Annotated in this window: 20 protein-coding genes; 17 read left to right on the top strand and 3 right to left on the bottom strand. The window is 67.2% G+C overall.

Annotation, left to right across the window (positions count from 1 at the left end; translation table 11 throughout):
* Positions 1-4: 4 nt before the first annotated feature.
* The 3 genes from MRBLWH10_RS04815 to MRBLWH10_RS04805 are packed head-to-tail and all read right to left on the bottom strand — an operon-like array spanning position 5 to position 2168.
* Complete coding sequence (locus MRBLWH10_RS04815) at positions 5-1303, bottom strand: cytochrome c biogenesis protein/redoxin (RefSeq protein WP_341941830.1); 1299 nt, start codon at positions 1301-1303, stop codon at positions 5-7.
* A gap of 25 nt (positions 1304-1328) precedes the next feature.
* A complete protein-coding gene (locus MRBLWH10_RS04810) occupies positions 1329-1691 on the bottom strand; it encodes a hypothetical protein (protein WP_341941829.1) in 363 nt (120 codons plus the stop codon).
* Positions 1692-1724: 33 nt separating this feature from the next.
* Positions 1725-2168, bottom strand: coding sequence for a VOC family protein (locus MRBLWH10_RS04805; RefSeq protein ID WP_341941828.1), 444 nt, complete (start codon positions 2166-2168; stop codon positions 1725-1727).
* A 152-nt stretch (positions 2169-2320) separates the two neighbouring features.
* On the opposite strand from MRBLWH10_RS04805, the gene MRBLWH10_RS04800 reads away from it, so the two are divergent.
* The 17 genes from MRBLWH10_RS04800 (at position 2321) to MRBLWH10_RS04720 (ending at position 17658) form a co-directional block, all read left to right on the top strand.
* Positions 2321-2872, top strand: a complete 552-nt coding sequence (locus tag MRBLWH10_RS04800) for an ABATE domain-containing protein (protein WP_341941827.1) — start codon at positions 2321-2323, stop codon at positions 2870-2872.
* Between the two features lie 127 nt (positions 2873-2999).
* On the top strand, positions 3000-3425 hold the full coding sequence (locus MRBLWH10_RS04795; RefSeq protein WP_341941826.1) for a hypothetical protein: 426 nt from the start codon (positions 3000-3002) through the stop codon (positions 3423-3425).
* 352 nt (positions 3426-3777) lie between these two features.
* Complete coding sequence (gene rpmF, locus MRBLWH10_RS04790; RefSeq protein WP_341941825.1) at positions 3778-4095, top strand: 50S ribosomal protein L32; 318 nt, start codon at positions 3778-3780, stop codon at positions 4093-4095.
* Positions 4096-4124: 29 nt separating this feature from the next.
* Positions 4125-5210 carry a radical SAM protein gene (locus tag MRBLWH10_RS04785; protein WP_341941824.1) on the top strand — a complete coding sequence of 362 codons (1086 nt, stop codon included), beginning with the start codon at positions 4125-4127 and terminating at the stop codon, positions 5208-5210.
* 24 nt (positions 5211-5234) lie between these two features.
* Positions 5235-6842, top strand: a complete 1608-nt coding sequence (locus MRBLWH10_RS04780; protein WP_341941823.1) for an ABC-F family ATP-binding cassette domain-containing protein — start codon at positions 5235-5237, stop codon at positions 6840-6842.
* Positions 6843-6847: 5 nt separating this feature from the next.
* Positions 6848-7810 carry a helix-turn-helix transcriptional regulator gene (locus MRBLWH10_RS04775; protein ID WP_341941822.1) on the top strand — a complete coding sequence of 321 codons (963 nt, stop codon included), beginning with the start codon at positions 6848-6850 and terminating at the stop codon, positions 7808-7810.
* Between the two features lie 203 nt (positions 7811-8013).
* Entirely contained in the window at positions 8014-9069 is a 1056-nt protein-coding gene (locus tag MRBLWH10_RS04770) for an aldo/keto reductase (protein ID WP_341941821.1), read from the top strand.
* Positions 9066-9818: an SDR family NAD(P)-dependent oxidoreductase gene (locus tag MRBLWH10_RS04765; protein WP_341941820.1), complete on the top strand. Its 753-nt coding sequence runs from the start codon at positions 9066-9068 to the stop codon at positions 9816-9818. Before MRBLWH10_RS04770 ends, MRBLWH10_RS04765 begins: the two co-directional genes overlap by 4 nt.
* Before the next feature lie 30 nt (positions 9819-9848).
* Positions 9849-10664, top strand: a complete 816-nt coding sequence (locus MRBLWH10_RS04760) for an oxidoreductase (protein WP_341941819.1) — start codon at positions 9849-9851, stop codon at positions 10662-10664.
* Positions 10665-10742: 78 nt separating this feature from the next.
* Positions 10743-11414 (top strand): TetR family transcriptional regulator, encoded by a 672-nt coding sequence (locus MRBLWH10_RS04755; RefSeq protein WP_341941818.1) that lies wholly within the window; start codon positions 10743-10745, stop codon positions 11412-11414.
* A 397-nt stretch (positions 11415-11811) separates the two neighbouring features.
* On the top strand, positions 11812-12900 hold the full coding sequence (locus tag MRBLWH10_RS04750; protein WP_341941817.1) for an ImmA/IrrE family metallo-endopeptidase: 1089 nt from the start codon (positions 11812-11814) through the stop codon (positions 12898-12900).
* Positions 12900-13814: a bifunctional DNA primase/polymerase gene (locus tag MRBLWH10_RS04745; protein WP_341941816.1), complete on the top strand. Its 915-nt coding sequence runs from the start codon at positions 12900-12902 to the stop codon at positions 13812-13814. Before MRBLWH10_RS04750 ends, MRBLWH10_RS04745 begins: the two co-directional genes overlap by 1 nt.
* Positions 13811-14458 carry a DUF2637 domain-containing protein gene (locus MRBLWH10_RS04740; RefSeq protein WP_341941815.1) on the top strand — a complete coding sequence of 216 codons (648 nt, stop codon included), beginning with the start codon at positions 13811-13813 and terminating at the stop codon, positions 14456-14458. The genes MRBLWH10_RS04745 and MRBLWH10_RS04740 overlap by 4 nt, the downstream gene beginning before the upstream one ends.
* Complete coding sequence (locus tag MRBLWH10_RS04735; RefSeq protein ID WP_341941814.1) at positions 14455-14886, top strand: hypothetical protein; 432 nt, start codon at positions 14455-14457, stop codon at positions 14884-14886. Before MRBLWH10_RS04740 ends, MRBLWH10_RS04735 begins: the two co-directional genes overlap by 4 nt.
* Before the next feature lie 80 nt (positions 14887-14966).
* Positions 14967-15818, top strand: coding sequence for a hypothetical protein (locus MRBLWH10_RS04730; protein ID WP_341941813.1), 852 nt, complete (start codon positions 14967-14969; stop codon positions 15816-15818).
* Positions 15815-16888 (top strand): ParB/RepB/Spo0J family partition protein, encoded by a 1074-nt coding sequence (locus MRBLWH10_RS04725; RefSeq protein WP_341941812.1) that lies wholly within the window; start codon positions 15815-15817, stop codon positions 16886-16888. The genes MRBLWH10_RS04730 and MRBLWH10_RS04725 overlap by 4 nt, the downstream gene beginning before the upstream one ends.
* A 74-nt stretch (positions 16889-16962) precedes the next feature.
* Complete coding sequence (locus MRBLWH10_RS04720; RefSeq protein ID WP_341941810.1) at positions 16963-17658, top strand: hypothetical protein; 696 nt, start codon at positions 16963-16965, stop codon at positions 17656-17658.
* Positions 17659-17671 lie beyond the last annotated feature (13 nt).

Below are 17671 nucleotides of genomic sequence, written 5' to 3'. Positions count from 1 at the left end.
GCTCTCACCACCAGGTTGCGGTGAGGTCGGGGACGTCGGTGCGCGGCGGGAGGTCGACGTCGGGGTCTGCGTGGACGAGCAGTTCGCGGATGAGTTCTTCCGTCTCGTCGTAGGCGCCTTCGCCGTATGCGACGTGGCGGACCTGCCCCTGGGCGTCGATGAGATACAGCGCGGGCCAGTAGCTGTTGGAGAAGCTGTCCCAGGTCGTGAAGTCGTTGTCGACGGCGATCGGGTAGTGGATGCCGAGGTCGGCGGCGGCGCTCTTGACCCCCGCGACCTCTCTTTCGAAGGGGTACTCGGGCGAGTGCACCCCGATGGTCTGCAGACCGGCGTCATGATAGGCGTCGTACCAGGCGGCGACGTGCGGGATCGCGCGGCGGCAGTTGATGCAGTCGAACGTCCAGAAGTCGACGATGGTGACCGTGCCCGCGATAGTTTCTGCGGTCAGGGGTTCGCCGCCCGGGGTGTTCAGCCAGGTGGTGATGCCGGTGATCTCCGGCGCCGGGCCGCAGTTCTGCAGTTCGGCGGCGCCGCTCAGGCATCCGCTGAGGGACTCCCCCTCCGGGGATGTCTGGCCGGCGTCGCCGATGAGCGACTTCTGGATGCTCGCCGTGTAGTCGGGGATGATGCTCTGCAGTGCCTGCGGGGCGTCGACGATGAGGGCGCCGGCGAAGAGGATGGTCGCGACGCCGGCGAGGGCGCGGATGCCGCGCTCGCGGCGCCGGAATCCGCGGACGCGCTGCGCGACGCGGTTGCCCGCGATGGCAAATGCCAGCAGCGGGATCGCGACGCCGACGGCGAAGGACAGCGCGAGCAGGGCGGTGTCCGCGCCGATCGTGCCGGTCGCACCGGCCACGATGATCGCTGCGAGGACGGGGCCCGCGCACGGGACGAAGACCGCGCCGAGGGCGAGTCCCGTTCCGAAGCCGTTGCCTGTGTTCTCCGGCGCGCGTCGCAGCAGGCGCTGGAAGGGCCGTTCGATCACGCGCTGCACGGGCGGGACCAGGAGCCCGAGTCCGATCAGCAGCAGAGCGGCGATGCCGATCCACCGGATCGTGTCCTGCGGGATCGGAAGCAGTGCGAGTAGTGACGACCCGGCGAGGGTGACGAAGGTGAAGCTGACCAGCAGTCCTCCGATCACCCAATACGGTCGGCTGCGTGCCGCCTGAATGACCTCGGGCGCGTCACCCGGCCGTGATGCGCCCGCACCGGCAGTGAGGAATACCACGGGAAGCACCGGGAGGACACAGGGTGAGATGCCGGTGATGAGGCCTCCGAGAAGACCGAGGAGAAGAACGCTCATGAGTGTTTCCCTTTCGTGGATCGGTTCATTCCAGGAGCAGCAGGACCCATGCCCAGGTCCAGCTGTCCCCGAACCACGCGCACCACCGGCCGCGGCCCTTCTCCTGCGGCTGCTCCGCGTGCGGCGCGTCGATGCGCGCCGCACCCGGACCAGCGACTGCGTTCTTCGACGAGGAGGTGCTCGCCCTGGTCGCCGCCGGCGCCGTGCGTTCCTCGGTCGTGACCGTGGCCTCCTCCTCCAAGGTCAGCTCGACGAGCGCGTCGAGCTGCGCCGGAGTGAGCTTCTCGAAGGCGTCGACGAGCCGCGAGTCCATCCCAGGCCCGGCATCGCGCAGGATGTTCAGATACCGGGCGAGAGCCGCCTGGTCCTGAGCGGTGAGCTTCGACATCGTCTTCTCCTCGTCCTTGTCCGTGTTGATCGATCAGCGCCCGGGCGCGCGGGTGACGACCTGCTGGATCGTCCAGTCGTTGCCGTCCGGGTCTGTGAAGGAAGCGAAGGTCCCGTAGCTGTCGACATCCGGGTGCGGTCCCGGCACCCGGTTCACCTCCCCCGCCCAGTGGAAGATCCCGTCGGCGTCGTGCCAGATCTCGCTGACCTCCGCGCCCGCGGCGATCAGCTCGCTCCTGGCCGCCTCGATGTCGGACGTGACCAGGTGCAGCCCCTGCGACGAGCCCGGCTCCGCGGTCGTCAGCTTGTCGCCGAAGATGATGGACGCCTCCGAACCCGGAGGGGTCACCTGAACGACTCGCAGACCGCGCTCGGTCGAGAAGTCGGCGTCGAGACGGAAGCCGATGCCGACATAGAAGTCCTTGGCCCGATCCACGTCCGCGACGGGGATGACGGCGATCTCAAACTTGAGCTCCATGATCTTTCACTCCTTCTGTTCGTCGAGCGCCTGCCACCGACCGGCGCCGTCACTGTTTTAACTGGTGACGACTCTGACACACCGTCCCGTCACCTGTCAAGATGGTGACGATGTTCCGGCCCTTCCTATCGAGAACCGGTTAGAGTGGTGACATGCGACACGCCTTCCCGTGCGGGACCCTCGCCCTCGACTTCGTCGGCACGCTGCGCGCACGCCGAAACGATGAGCCCACAGAGAAGCTCGCGACCGTCTCCGATCTCGACGCTTGGTTCGTCGAGTCAGAGCTGATGCCCGACGGCGTCGATCCCGACGAGCGCGACCTCGCGTCGGCGCTCGAGCTGCGCGAGGCGATCTACGCGCTCGCCTGGGCCCGGCTTCACGAGCGACCGCTCCCCGAGGATGCGATCGCCGTCGTCAACGCCGCCACCTCCGGGGCACCGCTGCGTCCGGTCCTGGCCGCAGACGGATGGTCGCGCACCGGAACCGCGGGACAGGCGCTCTGCGACCTGGCGAGACAGGCCGTCGAGATCCTCGGCGGCGAGCAATCCGCGCTCCTGCGCGAGTGCGGACGGCCCGAGTGCACCCAGATCTACCTCGACCACTCACGCGGCCACCGTCGCGAATGGTGCTCCATGGCGACCTGCGGGAGCCGCATGAAGGCCCAGGCCTACCGCGCACGCCAGCGCGCGAACACCGACGCCTGACACCACATCAACGCCCGGGGATGCCCGGTCACGTCTGCCCGCATATGCGTCACCGTCTTGACAGGTAACTCAACGCTGTGTCATAGTCGTCACCGTTCTAAACAGTTACTTTCCGAAAGGCCCCCTCATGACCACGGTCCGCTTCTCCCTCACCTCGCCGCTCACGCCCGAAGACGCACTGAAGGTACTCACCGACTTCGGACCAGCCCGAGCCGATGCCTGGCCCACCATCGACGCTGAGCATCTCCAGGTCCACTCGATCGGGCAGAACTGGGCAGAAGTCACCGAGGGCACCGCCGCGGCGTGGGAACGCGCCCGCTACGAATGGGACACGAACACGGGACGCGTCCAGATCACGACGCTCGAGTCGAAGGTGTTCGGCCCCGGCGGCGGCTGGACCTTCCAGTTCTCCCCGGTCGACGGCGGAACCAAGGTAGACGTCGAACTCACTCGGACACCCACAGCCCTTGGCAAGAAGATTCTCGCTGCGATCCTCCCCCTCGCCGCGTCGTCCCTGAAGAAAAACGTCGCCGTCCCCTTCCAGGCGCGGTGACTTTTCCCTTGCCCGGTCAATGCGCCCCGTCGCTCTGCGCGGGGCGCATTGTCGTGCGTTGTGGTCACACACAGCGCGGCTGGTAGAGTGGGGTTCATGGGAACGATTGAGGTCGACAGAGCCTAGCCACCGAACTGCCGGTGGCTGTCACCCGTGCGGACGTCATCCGCATCAGTGAACGATCGTTTCTCAACGCACGCACGTGTATCGTCCGTCCCGATCTGGGACGTTGACACCTGTGCGGTCGTCACCGGCATGTTCGCATCGCACCGACTTCGGTCCCGAGTGCACCAGTGCGAACGCGTAGTCCGCCTGTTCGGAGCGCATCAGTCTTCTCCGTGACATTCGAGCAATGGCTCATCGTCATCGGATGGGTCTCATGCCGCCCACCGGCGCGACCCCTCTCGATGCATCTGCACGGTCCGTTGTCGGTTGTCCTGCCAGCTCCGCTGGCGCCCGCAACCTGCACACGAAAGACACCGCCATGCAGCACCGCAAGTCACGTTCCCGCACGCATCATCGCCGCGCTCACTGGAAGGCGACCGCGCCCGCGCTCACCACCTGCACCAATCCCGCCTGCGGAAAGGCCACGCCGCCACACCGTGCATGCCAGCACTGCGGCTTCTACCGAGGCCGTGAGGTCTTGCCCCCGACGGGCGGTGACACATGAACGCCGTCCTGACTACGAGGAGCCGTTGGATGCGCATCCGCGATCACCTCGCCCACGCCGGCGAGCCGGCGTTCCGGTTCCGGCAGCTCATCACCGCCTGGCAAGCTTCGACCGCCGAGACCTTCGCCGACGTCCACGCGCTCCCGGCGCGGCTACGTGACGACCTCGCCGAGCGGTTCGGTCCACGGCTGCACCCGCTCACGGCGCTGGAGGCGCAGCGCGATGAACAGGTCGAGAAGGTGTTGTTCGCCTCGGACAGTGGCGCGCGCATCGAGACCGTCGTCTCGCACTATCGGGCCGGATGGGATTCGATGTGCATCTCGTCGCAGGCAGGTTGCGGCCTGGGTTGCACGTTCTGCGCGACCGGTGCGGTCGGGCTGATTCGCAACCTCACGGCGGACGAGATCGTCGCGCAGGTGATGCACCCGCGGTGGACGCGAGCGGGCCTGAAACGGCCTGCAAGCGTGGCCTTCATGGGCATGGGTGAGGCGCTCGCCAACCCGCACGTGTTCGACGCGCTGACCTTACTGACCGCTCAGGCGTATGCCGGCATGTCGGCGCGCCGGATCACGATGTCGACGGTCGGGTTCGCCCCGAACCTGGAACGTCTGGTGAACGAGCACCCGCAAGTGACGATCACGCTCTCGGTGCACTCGCCGTTCCCGGACCAGCGGGAGCAGATCATCCCGCTCGAGGAGCGGTTCCCGCTCGCACGGAACCTCGACATCCTCGACCGGCACGTCGCCACGAGCCACAGAAAGGTGTATCTCGCCTATCTGCTGATCGCCGGCGTCAACGATAGCGACGACCATATCGCGGCACTCGCAGAACTGATACACAAGCGCTCCCGGCCGGAGCTGTTCCACGTCAGCGTCATCCGCTACAACGAGGCCGCCGGCGCCGTTCCCGAGTATCACGCGCCCTCGTCGAACCGTGTGGACGAGTTCGTGCACGAACTGACCGCTCGTGGCATCCACGCGACAAGGCGGCGCCAATTCGGCACCGGCATCGATGCGGCCTGCGGCCAGCTCCACGCGAAGTACCTCACCCAGCCCTCAGCGGCGTCTGCCCCCATCGACAAAGAACTGATTCCCGTCACGCCCGCCGGCGGTTGACGGCAGAGAAAGAGAAGCACAGTAATGTCTACGAAATCCGCCATCACCCTGCGCGATCTGACCTTCGAGTGGTCCGACGGCACCACTGCCCTCGACCACGTCAATGGCACCTTCAGCACGGGCCGAACCGGGCTGATCGGCCGCAACGGCGCCGGCAAATCCACCCTGCTCCGCCTCATCGCCGGCGAACTGCAGCCGGCCTCCGGCCACATCGATACCAGCGGCGAGGTCGGCTACCTGCCGCAGACTCTCACGCTTCAGCGAGACACGACCATCGCCGATCTGCTCGGCATCCAGCCGATCCTCGACGCGATGAGAGCGATCGAGTCCGGCGACATCGACCAACACCATTTCGACGCGATCGGCGACGACTGGGACATCGAATCCCGCGCCGACGAAGCCCTGCACCAGATCGGGTTCTCCGCCGCAGATCTTGACCGACGGATCGCCGAGGTTTCCGGCGGGGAAGGGATGCTCATCGCGATCACCGGTCTGCGCCTTCTCCTCACGCCGATCACCCTGCTCGACGAGCCCACCAACAACCTCGACCGCGCAACACGGGAGAAGCTGGCCGACATCCTGGACCAGTGGCCGGGCACCCTCGTCGTCGTCAGCCACGACCTCGAACTACTTGAACATATGGACAACACCGCCGAGCTCTATGGCGGAAGGCTGGATACGTTCGGCGGGCCATACAGCGCGTGGAAGGAGCATCAGGAGCAGGAGCAGGCCGCCGCGGTGCAGGCCGCACGCTCCGCTCAGCAGGCGCTGAAGGTGGAGAAGAAGCAACGCGTCGAAGCTGAGACGAAGCTCGCCCGACGCGAACGAACCGGCAAGAAGACCCAGAAGGACGGCGGTATCCCCAAGATCCTCGCCGGAAACCGGGCCAGCAAGGCACAGGCATCCGCCGGATCGCTGCGGTCGACCCTCGACGACAAGGTCCAGGCCGCGCAGGCCGCCGTCGACGCGGCCGACGCGCGAGTCCGCGACGACGAGCACATCCACCTCGTCCTGCCCGACCCTGACGTCCCTCGCGGTCGACGCCTGGCGGAGATCGAGGACGAAGGGCGGACCATCGTCATCCAGGGCCCCGAACGCGTCGCGCTCATCGGCGCGAACGGTACCGGGAAGTCAACCCTGATCGAACAGCTCCTCCGACGGACCGACCCGGTTCCCGGGCGCCCCCACGGCCGGTTGGTCACCGACCTCGTCGGCTTCCTCCCCCAGCGACTCGACGGATTGGACGACGACGCCAGCGCAATCGAGAACGTACGAGCCGTCGCGCCCGAGACACCGGCCGGCACGATCCGGAACCAGCTCGCCCGACTGCTCCTGCGCGGCGACAGCGCCGACCGCCCGGTGCGCACGCTCTCCGGCGGCGAACGGTTCCGAGTCTCCCTCGCGCGACTGCTCCTGGCCGCCCCTCCCGCCCAGCTGCTGATCATGGACGAACCAACGAACAACCTCGACATCACCAGCGTCGAACAACTCGCCGAAGCCCTCGACGCGTACCGCGGCGCACTACTGATCGTCAGCCACGACTTCGCCTTCCTGGAGCGGATCGGCGTCGAGACGATCCTCGAACTAGATGAGCACGGGCGGATACGTCAGCGCCGAGAGCTGAACGTCTAGCCACGTTGGATCTGCCTCAAGCACAAGTGCAGGAGGAGGCGAGTCATCCACTTCTCGACCCGCTTCCTCCTACTCGTGAGCATCGCCGTACGCCGATCCACGCGCTTCGCCATGTGCTAACCAGCATCGTTCCGCCCATTGCGTACGACTGGGTTCGCTTCGCATTCATTCACGAGGGATCAGCAGTCTTCCACAGCGAGTTCGGCGAACGCCGGCTCGAACGGGGAGACCTGGTGATCTTGGGCGCCAACACGCTCTGCGGCACCCGGCCAATGAGTAGCCTCACCGCGACTGTTCTGTATCTCAATCGCGATTACGTTGTAGACCAAGTGTTCTGGCAGTACGCCGGGCAAGTCGTCGATCGTCTCGATGCATCGCAGTTGCTCGCGGACTTCTATGCCGAGCCCACCCAGATTCTGCACTTTGACGAAGGGACAGGGGCACTCCTCGCGCCGCGTCTCGATGAGCTTGTCAATCTCTGTCAGCCCGCCCGCGAGCCACTCTTCTACCGAGCCCAGGCTCTCCTCTCTGAGGTTCTGGATGTCGTCACGCCGCAGATTCGCGTAACCACGAGTCGGTTGACGCCCACGCAACGACATGCGCCAGCACTCGGGGAGCGAAACGCGCGCCGACCCGTTCCGCTTCGCGAGGAGGCTCGCGTGGCCGCGGCAACGCTTCGCGCCTCACCTTCGCATCGATGGACTCTGGTGAACCTGGCACGCGAAGTTCACCTCTCTCCGGCGCAACTCAGCCGCGTCTTCGTCGAAGCGTATGGAAGAACGCCACTCGCATACCTAACAGTGTTGCGAATCGAGCGCATGGCGCTCTTGCTCCGCACCACGGACGTGAGCGTGCAGCACGCAGCACGTGAGGTCGGCTGGAACAGCCGGAGCTACGCAGCCCGTGTATTCCAGCAGCATCTTGGTGTCTCACCGAGGCGATACCGGACACTCGCCGGACGGTGGTGATCGGCCGAAGTCTGTGTCCGGCACGTGTGAAGATCCGGCAAACCAGCACGGACTGGATAGGGGACGACGAGCGTAATCACCCCGAGTCGGCCCGTCGCGACCAGAACAGTGGTCCGGCGATGCGCATCTGCATCAGCTGCTTGCTAAGAGTCCATTGGTCTGTTACTTTAGAGACCACCGGACCTTAATCGCTAGGAACTGATGTGAGCCAGAAGATTCACGCGCGCAGACCCTTGGGGCGCAGTGGAGTTAGTGTTCGCGCCGTCGGCCTCGGTTTGATGGGTATGTCCCAGTTCTACGGAACTACCGAGGATGCCGTCTCGCTACGCACAATCCGCGAGGCGATCGACCTCGGGGTCGACTTCTTCGATACATCCGACTTCTACGGCGCCAGCAGTTCAGAGATCGGCGCGCCCGTGCCGGGATTCGGGCACAACGAGAGCCTCCTCGGCCGCGCTCTCGAAGGGCGACGCGGCGAGGTCGTGGTTGCGACGAAGTTCTCCGCACGACCGACGGGCGATGGAACGAGCGTGTTCGATGGCCGTCCGGAATACGTCTCATCGGCAATCGAGGCGAGCCTGCGCCGCCTGCGTACCGATTACATCGACGTGTACTACTACCATCGACTCGATCCGACCGTACCGATTGAAGACACGGTCGGGGCGATGGCCGACCTCGTCGCTACGGGTAAAGTCCGCGCCATCGGCTTGAGCGAGATCGATGCAGACACGCTACGGCGCGCTGTCACGGTGCATCCCGTTGCTGTGCTCCAGAGCGAGTACTCGCTCTGGGAACGCAGCATAGAGACAGAAGTAATTGCGGCTGCACGTCAGCACGACGTGACTCTTGTCCCCTACAGCCCGCTCGGACGCGGCATGCTGGCGGGCGCCTTCGGCCCGACGACAGTCTTCGACAGATCGGACTTTCGTTCCACGCTCCCGCGCTTTCAAGGGGAGCACATGGCCCGCAATCTCGCGCTGGTTGAGGGCTTGTCGCGATTTGCCCGAGAACGCGATGCCACTCCGGGCCAGGTGGCTCTCGCCTGGCTACTCGCTCAGCCGCACGACATCGTCCCTATCCCTGGTAGCCGCAGCCTTCCACGCATTACGGAGAACCTCGCAGCCAGCACCGTGCGACTGAGCGCTGATGATATCGCGATGCTCTCCACGATGTTCGACCCGGCACGCATCTCCGGGGAACGTTACGGCACCCGGCACCCACCTCGAGAGACCGATCAATCGAAAGCGAGAAGCGAGTGACTCCGAACAAACCCTTCGATACCAAAGTTGCCTACGTCACAGGAGCGGGCTCCGGAATGGGGGCCGACATCGCCCTGTTGCTCGCGGAACGTGGCGCCAAAGTCAGCCTGGTCGGACGCCAACTGGCTCCCTTGCAACAGGTTGCCGACGATATCGCGGCTCACGGTGGCGACGCTGCAGTCTTCCCGGGCGACGTGAGCATTCCCGACGACGTCGAGCGAACCGTCGCAGCGACCGAGGAACACTTCGGTTCACTGGACTTCGCTGTCAACAACGCGGGGGTCTCCAGCACCTTCCATGATCTGCCCGATCTGCCGGAAGCCGAATGGAATGCAACGATCGGCATCAATCTCTCCGGGATCTTCCACGGTCTGAAGTTTCAGATTCCCGCCATGCTGCGTGCTGGCGGAGGGTCGATCGTGAACGTCTCCAGCGTCTTCGCCGACCGCGGCTTCGCGCGACGTCCGGCGTACAGCGCAAGCAAGCACGCCATCCGAGGACTGACCCGCTCGGCCGCTATCGAATGGGCTGCACAAGGCATCCGCATCAACGAGATTCAGCCAGGAGTCATCGCCGTACCGCGCCAGCAAAGCAACCCGGAGGAAGTCGCGCGGATAGCTTCCGGCATCCCGGTCCGACGTGTCGGAACCGGGCGCGAGATCGCGGCTGCCGTGGCCTTCCTGCTATCCGATGACGCCTCATACATAACCGGGGCACACCTCGCCGTCGACGGCGGATACCTGTCCTGATCTAACAGAACCAACAGAAGGAGAACAACGATGAACACATGGTTCCTCACAGGCAGCTCGCGCGGCCTCGGCCGAAGCATCGCCGAAGCCGTCCTCGCCGCAGGCCACAACCTTGTCGCAACCGCTCGGAGCATCGACTCACTGAGTGATCTAACGGCTCAGTATGGGAGCCGCATCCTGCCGCTGGCACTCGACGTGACAGACGGCCCCTCCGTACGCGGCGCGATAGATAGGGCCCTCGAGCGCTTCGGTCGCATCGACGTCGTCGTCAACAACGCCGGCTACGCCGACGTCGTCGCGATCGAAGACATGGCGGAAGACGTCTTCCGTAATCAGGTTGAGGTCAACTTCTTCGGGGTCGTCAACGTCACCCGCGCCGTACTGCCCGTGATGCGCGCACAGGGCGCGGGACACATCATCCAGATCTCTTCCGTCGGCGGCCGCGTCGGCGGCCCGGGGCTCGGCGCCTACCAGGCAGCAAAGTGGGCCGTCGGCGGATTCTCTGAGGTATTGGCGAAAGAGGTGCGGGCCTTCGGCATCCGCATCACTGTCGCAGAGCCTGGCGCGATGCGCACGAACTGGGCAGGTTCTTCAATGGCAACGCCTCCGGTGAGCGATGCATATGCATCGGTGATCCAGCCAGTGATCGACCGGATGCGTACGTCCAACGGCAACCAGCCCGGTGACCCTGCCCGCGTCGCGCAGATCCTGCTCGACATCTCCGAGGCGGATGAGCCCCCGGTCCGTCTCCTACTCGGGCGCGACGCAGTCCGCGTCGGGGCGATGGCCGCAGAAGCGCTCGCCGCATCCGACGCACGATGGCACGACGTGAGCACATCTGTATGACCTTCTCGATTGGGTCGTGGGCTGACGCCATATCCTGGCATCAGCCCACGGCCCAGTCCGGCGACGAAGATGGAGACCATGACAAGCACCGAGTTCGAACGCGCACGCAGACCCGAGCAGAAGGAGCAGCGTCGCAACTCGATTCTGACTGCAGCCCGCGAGATGCTTGCTACCGCCCCGCTGCGGGAAATCAGCCTCCGGGAGCTGAGCCGCCGCATCGGTCTGTCTAAGTCCAATGTGACTCGCTACTTCCCGACACGAGAAGCAATCTTCTTCGAAGTCCTCAACACCGAATTTGACCTGTGGATTGATGACTTAGCCAAAGAACTACCAGCGCGAAACGCCACGCCCGAAGAGGTGATCGATGGTTGGGCGAGTTCGCTGTCACGACGCCCTCTGCTGTGCGAGCTAGTCGCGGCGCTTGGAGATCAACTGGAACGGAACATCCCGACACCAGATGTCCGCGAGTTCAAGCTCGCGAATGGCGCAGCTCAAGAACGACTAGCTACGCTCCTGACGCCACGTCTTGGTCTGAAGCTAAGCGCCACTAAGGAGTTGGTCTCCTCTGCCATCATCGTCGTCGCCGGGCTCTGGCCGTTCTCGATTCCCTCTAATGCCGTTCTCAAGGCACTAGAAGATGAAAGACTTCAGCACTCGAAGGTGGACTTCGAGAGGCGAACTTCGCGGATCCTCAAGCTCATCTATAACGGCATGGTCCAGGAAAGTATGCGCGCTCGGAGGGCCGAGTAGTCATCTCTCCTCAACTGCCAAGCAGGTTCTTCAGAAAAGAACCAGGCCAAAGCAAAGCGCAAACCTCTCTTATAGGATTTCACTTCCGCGTCAGACTCGCCATCCCACGCCACAAGCCGAGCAACGGGAGGCCTACGGTCGATCCTCAATATAGCGTTCCCCACGGCATTGACATGACCTCGATCTGCTCGGACTTGAACACTATTCGACCGTCCGAGGCTCAAAATCTAGCGAACTCTGACCTGTCGCAGTAGTCAGAGAATGTCGTCGGGCTCAGTGCAGAACCTGACCAACTGCACGGGGCAGTTCGTCCGCCTTCTCTGATCCTCCCGGCGCACCTCATGGTCGCAAGGGCCACCGGCACACGCCTCCGGCCCTCACCGGGAGGAGGTCACGGATGGCGACAGGCGAGGAGGTCCGAGCGTCGCGGGATGCGAGGCTCGAACAGCTCCATGAGCGGTTGACGGCTGCGGTCGATCAACTCGTCTCGGGTGAGGACTGGAAGCGTGCGCTGGAGTTCGGGGCCCGGTTCCGGGCGAAGTCGTTCAACAACACGCTGCTGATCTGGGCGCAGCATCTCGACCTTTACGAGGCAGGTCGCACAAGCGCGCCAGAGCCGACCTTCGTGGCCGGCTACAAGCAATGGAAGGCGCTGGGTCGCTCTCCGCTGGCAGGCGGGTCGATGCAGATCTTCGCCCCGCTGATGGCGCGGTTCGCATCCTCGACACCGCAGAACCCCGGATCATGGCGCCGCCTGGACAGGTACGAGAAGCCGAAGCCCGGAGAAACGGTCCGGTCGAAGATGGTCCGCGCGATTCCGGTGCGTGTCTGGGACGTCTCGATGACCGACGGCCCGCCGATCCCTGAACGCCCGGCGCCGACTCAGATGGAAGGCCAGGCACCGGACGGCTTATGGGAAGGGCTATCGGCACTGGTGGCGGCCGAGGGCTTCGCGGTGCTGCGGGTCGAGCACGAGGGGATGATCCACGGCGCGAACGGCCTGACCGACTTCCAGGCGCGCACGGTCGCGGTGCGGACGAACATGGACGAGGTCGCGCAGGTGAAGACTCTCGCGCACGAGCTCGCGCATGTGATGTTGCACGGCCCTGACAATCCGGATGCGACCGGGCACCGAGGCGTCGGCGAGGTCGAGGCCGAGTCCGTGGCGCTGATGATCGGTGCCGCGCATGGCATGGACACCACCGCCTACACGATCCCGTATGTCTCAGGCTGGGCGGGCACGGTGAAGGACAAGGACCCGGTCGAGGTCGTGCAGGCCACCGGCGAGCGAGTCCGCAAGGTCGCGGTGACGATTCTCGACGCACTGCCCACCGTCCAGGTCGACACCGGCGATCCGCCCGGCCTATCCCGTGAGCCGGCTGGGACCTCGCGTATGCCTGGTTCGGAGCGGATCGCACGCCAGTCGGTGCTCGTCGAGTCGGCGCGTTCGTCGCGGCCTGCGGACGTCGCGGTGAGGAGCCTGTGATGAGCGTCGCCAGCGTCCTCTCCTCGGTGTCGGCCCTTCCGCTGTCGCAGGCCGCTGTGCTGTTTGCTTCCGCCGGGGTGCCGGTGTTCCCGTGCGTGCCGGGCGCGAAGAACCCGCTATTGAAGCCCGACGAGGAGAACCCGGAAGCGCAGCCCGGCGGGTTCCACGCGGCAACCACCGATGCCCGCCAGGTGGAGGCGTGGTGGCGGCGGTGGCCGTCCGCGAACATCGGCATCCCGACCGGCGCTGTCTCCGGGGTCGTAGTCGTCGATGTGGACCGCAAGCCCGGCGGTGACGGATTCGCGGCGTTCGAGCGCGCTCGCCGTGCCGGGCTGGTGCCGGGGTGGCTGGCCGTGGTCAGGTCGGCGTCGGGCGGGGCGCACTTCTACTTCCCGGCCGACACGGACCGGCCGCAGCGGTCCTGGCAGGCGGCGAAGGCGCATGTGGACTTCCGCGGCGACGGCGGCTACATCATCGCTCCGCCCTCGGCCGTGACCGGCACCGGCTCCTACGAGTTCGGCGCCGGCGCCGACCGGGCGCCCGCCCCGGTCGATGCGGATCGGCTGCGGGACTTCCTCGACCCGCGCCCGGACCCTGCCCCGCACCGGGTGCGCGGCCCGATCCGCTCGGAGGATGCCGCACGGCTGGCCGCATGGGTCGGAATGCGCGCCGAAGGCGAGCGCAACCGCGGCCTGTTCTGGGCATCGTGCCGTCTCGCGGAGGCGGGCCTGTCACTGCCCGAGATGGTCGACACACTCGCCCCGGCCGGTGAACAGGTCGGCCTCCCGCAACGGGAGATCGAGACCACGATCCGCTCTGCATACCGCGCCACGCACGTCCAGCCTGCATCCGTCGTCGTACAGGACGATGCCCCGCGCCAGCCGACGAAGCTCACCGGGCAGGTGCTCTCATGAATCCGCCAACGACCGTACGGCCGCGGGGCGGGCGGGTCGCGGTCGTGACGGCCGTGGCCGGGACGGTGTTCATCGCGGCCGGCGCGTTCTGGCTCTCGTTCACCGCCCTCGCCGACCTCGCTCGCCGCTCGGGCGTGGATGCCGGGCAGGCCTGGGCGTGGCCGCTCATCGTCGACGGGATCATCGTTGTCGCGACGGTCGCTGTCGTCGCCCTCGCGGGCCAGCGGTCGGCTTGGTACCCGTGGCTGCTGCTCGCGGCCGGTGCACTGGTGTCGGTAACGGCGAACGCGATCCACGCCGTCGTCGCGGCCGACGCCGACGTGCCGGGCGTGCTCGCCGCGTGTGTGGCGGCGGTGCCGCCGCTGGTGCTGCTGGCGATCACGCACCTCACCGTGATCCTCACCCGCCCCGTCCCCGCGAGCATCGCGCCCGCCGAGGAGCCCGCGCCTGATGAGCGCGTGCCTGATGTCGTGCCGGTGCTGCCGGTGCGCCGGGCGGGCCGGGAGCTCGCGGCGCGCCTGCGGGAGGAGGAGGGCTGGTCGAACAAGGCCATCGCCCGGCGCCTGGGCGTGCACCCCTCCACCGTGGGCCGCTGGTTCGCGGCCCCGCCCGCAATGACGAGGACTGAGGAGGAGACGCGATGAACGACGACGAGCACACGACCGCCCTCCACGAGCAGGTCGAGCGCGAGCCGGACCGGCGGGAGCGCGACGAGACGCCGCGGGAAGGGGATACCTCGGCGCTCGCCCGGCACCGAGACCCGTCGCTGACCCAAGGCGCCACCGAGGCGGCGAAGAAGCAGCGGCCGGGCGTGGAGTGGGTGCGCCCGACCGACCTGATGGTCTCCCGCTCTGCCCGGATCGCGGGGCGGGGTATCGACTTCCAGGCTGAGCTGGCTCGTCGCTCCCGCCGGGTTCCCGGCCAGGCGTACCGGGCGACGCGCACCGGGGCGCGCACTGGTGTCCGGTTCGTGAGCGAGCGTGCCCGGAAGCTGCCGCCCGTGACGGCGTTCGGCCGCGGGTCCGGGGAGCACTATTCCTGGGTGTCGCGCTCCGGGATCGGGCTGGGGTAACCATGTTCGCCCCCGGCGCGACGGCGCGAAGCGAGGCCGCTGGGGGCCGTGTGCGCACCTGCCTGTCAGGAGGTGTCGTCATGGAGACTGCCACGGCCCGTGACCGGCGGGCACGATTCGAGGACTCGGAGGCGCTGCGTGCCCTGCTCACCCGTCTCCACGAGGCAGGGCGGGGCGCGTGGCGTCATGACCCGGAGGCCGCTGCGCTCATGGAGCATGCGGCGAGCAAGTACGCGGCGCTGGCCCGCAAGCACGGGCTGGACCCGTGGGAGGCGGCGTCGGCGGCATTCGAGGCAATGCGCGGTGCCGCGACCCGCCGGGCGGAGGACCCGTGGGCGGTGATCACGCGGGCGGTGCAGGTGACGTGCACCGCGGAGGAGCGCGGCAACGGGCTGCTGTGCTCCGTCCACCAGGCCCGCCGGCCCCGCTACTCGGTGTTCCACGATGCGGAGCGGTTCAGCGACCGGGAGAACCCGCTGCCCGACTACCACCCCGCGTTCCGGTTCGACCCCTTCACCGACGACGAGGACGACGACGACGCGGTGCCCGAGCGGACGGTGAACGTGATCACCGCCATCGAGGACACCATCGCGTTCCTCACCCGGGTCGGGTGGGAGCCAGAGACCGCGCGGGCCGCGGTCGAGTACGTTACTGCCCGGCTCACGGAGGCGTCCTCACGGGCGTCGGCGTTCGAGGTGCTGCGCCGCGACCGGCAGGCCCGCGCCCTCCTCGACCTCCCCGGCGCATCCTGGACGGCGCTGCTGCGGGTCGTCCTCGGGGTTCCCGACCCGGCCCTCGCGCATACGAACGCCGGTCGCGGAATGCTCCGCCGCCTGCTGATCGGCCAGCCGCTGCGAGCTTTGCTAACGGACGACGACCTCGTGATCACCGCCGGGCTCGCCGCCCCACGCATCGGGAACGACGGGTCATGAGCACGCCGCTGGAGGGCCGCATCGAGCTGGAGCGCGCGGTCGATTCGATCATCGTCGGTGTTCGGCACCGGCACGACCACGGCGACCTGACCCCGCTGGTCGAGTCGATCCGCCGCCACGGGCTGCTGCAGCCGATCACGGTCACCCTCGACGGGCACCTGATCTGCGGCGCCCGACGGCTGGCGGCGATCAAGCTGCTCGGTATCAAGACCGTCAACGTGTGGGTGCGGTCCGGGGTCTCCGACCGGCTCGGGCAGCTCCTCGCGGAGCAGGACGACAACCAGCTCCACAAGCCCCTCACCCAGCTCGAAGCTGCCGCTCTCTACCGCGAGCTGAAGGCCCTGCTGGCCGAGGACGCCGCCCGCCGCCAGGAGGCCACCCGGTTCCAGGCGTCCGCCGATGACGCAGAAGACGGTGGTGCCAATTTGGCACCACCGCAGATCGAGCAGGGTAAGACCCGCGCGCAGGCCGCTCGGATGGTCACTGGCCGCGCCTCATACACGACGTTGGAGCGCATCGGCCGGCTGGAAGACCTCGCCGCGGACGAGTCCCAGCCGGAGGCGGTGCGGGCGCGCGCCGCGCAGGAGGTCGAGCGGATCAAGATCGGCGGTAGCGTCTATCCGTCGCATCTGCGCGTGAACGCGGAGCTGTCGCTGGCGGAGCTCGACCAGCTCGCCGCCGACCCGGCCCAGCCCGCCGAGCTGCGCGAGCAGGCCCGTACCGAAGCGGATGCGGTGCGGGCCGCGGAGCGGGAGGCGAGGGCCGCGGAGCTGGAGCAGTTGGCGCAGGCCGCGCTCGCCCGCGTCAAGGTAGCCAAGACCGGCAGGAAGGCGAAGCGGCCCGCGCTGACGGCGGTGGAGCCGGGCCTCCCGGTGCCGTTCCCGCTGAGCGTGTTCACCGCGACGTGGGACGACATGGCCTCGTGGTGGGAGCATTACGACCCCGCCGTGGTCGGCAAGGCGCTCAGCACCGAGCAATGGGCACGGTTTGAGGAGACGATCGCCGGCACCGTCGCGTTCGCTGATGCCGCGCGCGTCGCCCGGCAGGGCCGGGCCGAGCAGACCGCCTGAACAGGGCGGGGGTCGGTGACGCACCTTCCTGGCAACTACGCATCCCTGTTGCCGTCCGGGAAGGACCCCTGTTCATGGACCCCGCCGCCCCCGATGACCGTCGCCGTCGTCGCCTGCTGATCGCCGCCACCGCCGCAGGCCTCGTCCTGCTGATCCTCGTCGGCGTCGGCATCTACGGACTCGTCCGCGGCCCGGCCCCGGCCGACCCGCCACCGAGCGAACGACCCTCCACCACGACGCCAGTGACGCCCGGCCCGACGCCGAGCGGTGAGCTCGAGCCGCTGCGGCAGAACCTCGGCCCGGAAGCGTTCGCCCGCGCGGTCGCGGAAGCCCTGTTCACCTGGGACACCGCCAGCGGGTTCACACCGTCCGACTACGCGCAGGTGCTCGCAGATGCCGCCCACGGCGCCGAGGCGGATGCGCTCGTGGGCGACGTGCGCGCCTACCTGCCTTCTGCGGAGGCGTGGGCGCAGCTCCGCCAGTACGCGACGCGCCAGTGGCTCACCATCGACGAGGTGTTCATCCCGGAGGCGTGGGAGACCGCCGTCGACCAGGCCGCGCCCGGCCAGATCCCGGCCGGGGCGATCGCCTACACCATCGAGGGCACCCGGCACCGTGACGGCACCTGGGACACGACGCCGGTGGCAGCGTCCCGCCCGGTCGCGTTCACCGTGTTCCTCGTTTGCACCCCGCCCACGCCCGGCCGCGGCGCGGCATCGGGTTCGTGCGAGGTGCTGCGGCTGTCCGAGCTCGACAGCCCGCTGCACTGATCCGGGAGCGTCG

Origin of the sequence: Microbacterium sp. LWH10-1.2 (genome assembly GCF_038397765.1) — a bacterium.
Lineage (GTDB): Bacteria > Actinomycetota > Actinomycetes > Actinomycetales > Microbacteriaceae > Microbacterium > Microbacterium natoriense.
Note: the sequence above shows the minus strand (reverse complement) of the source record. Positions and strands in the feature narration are given on the sequence as shown.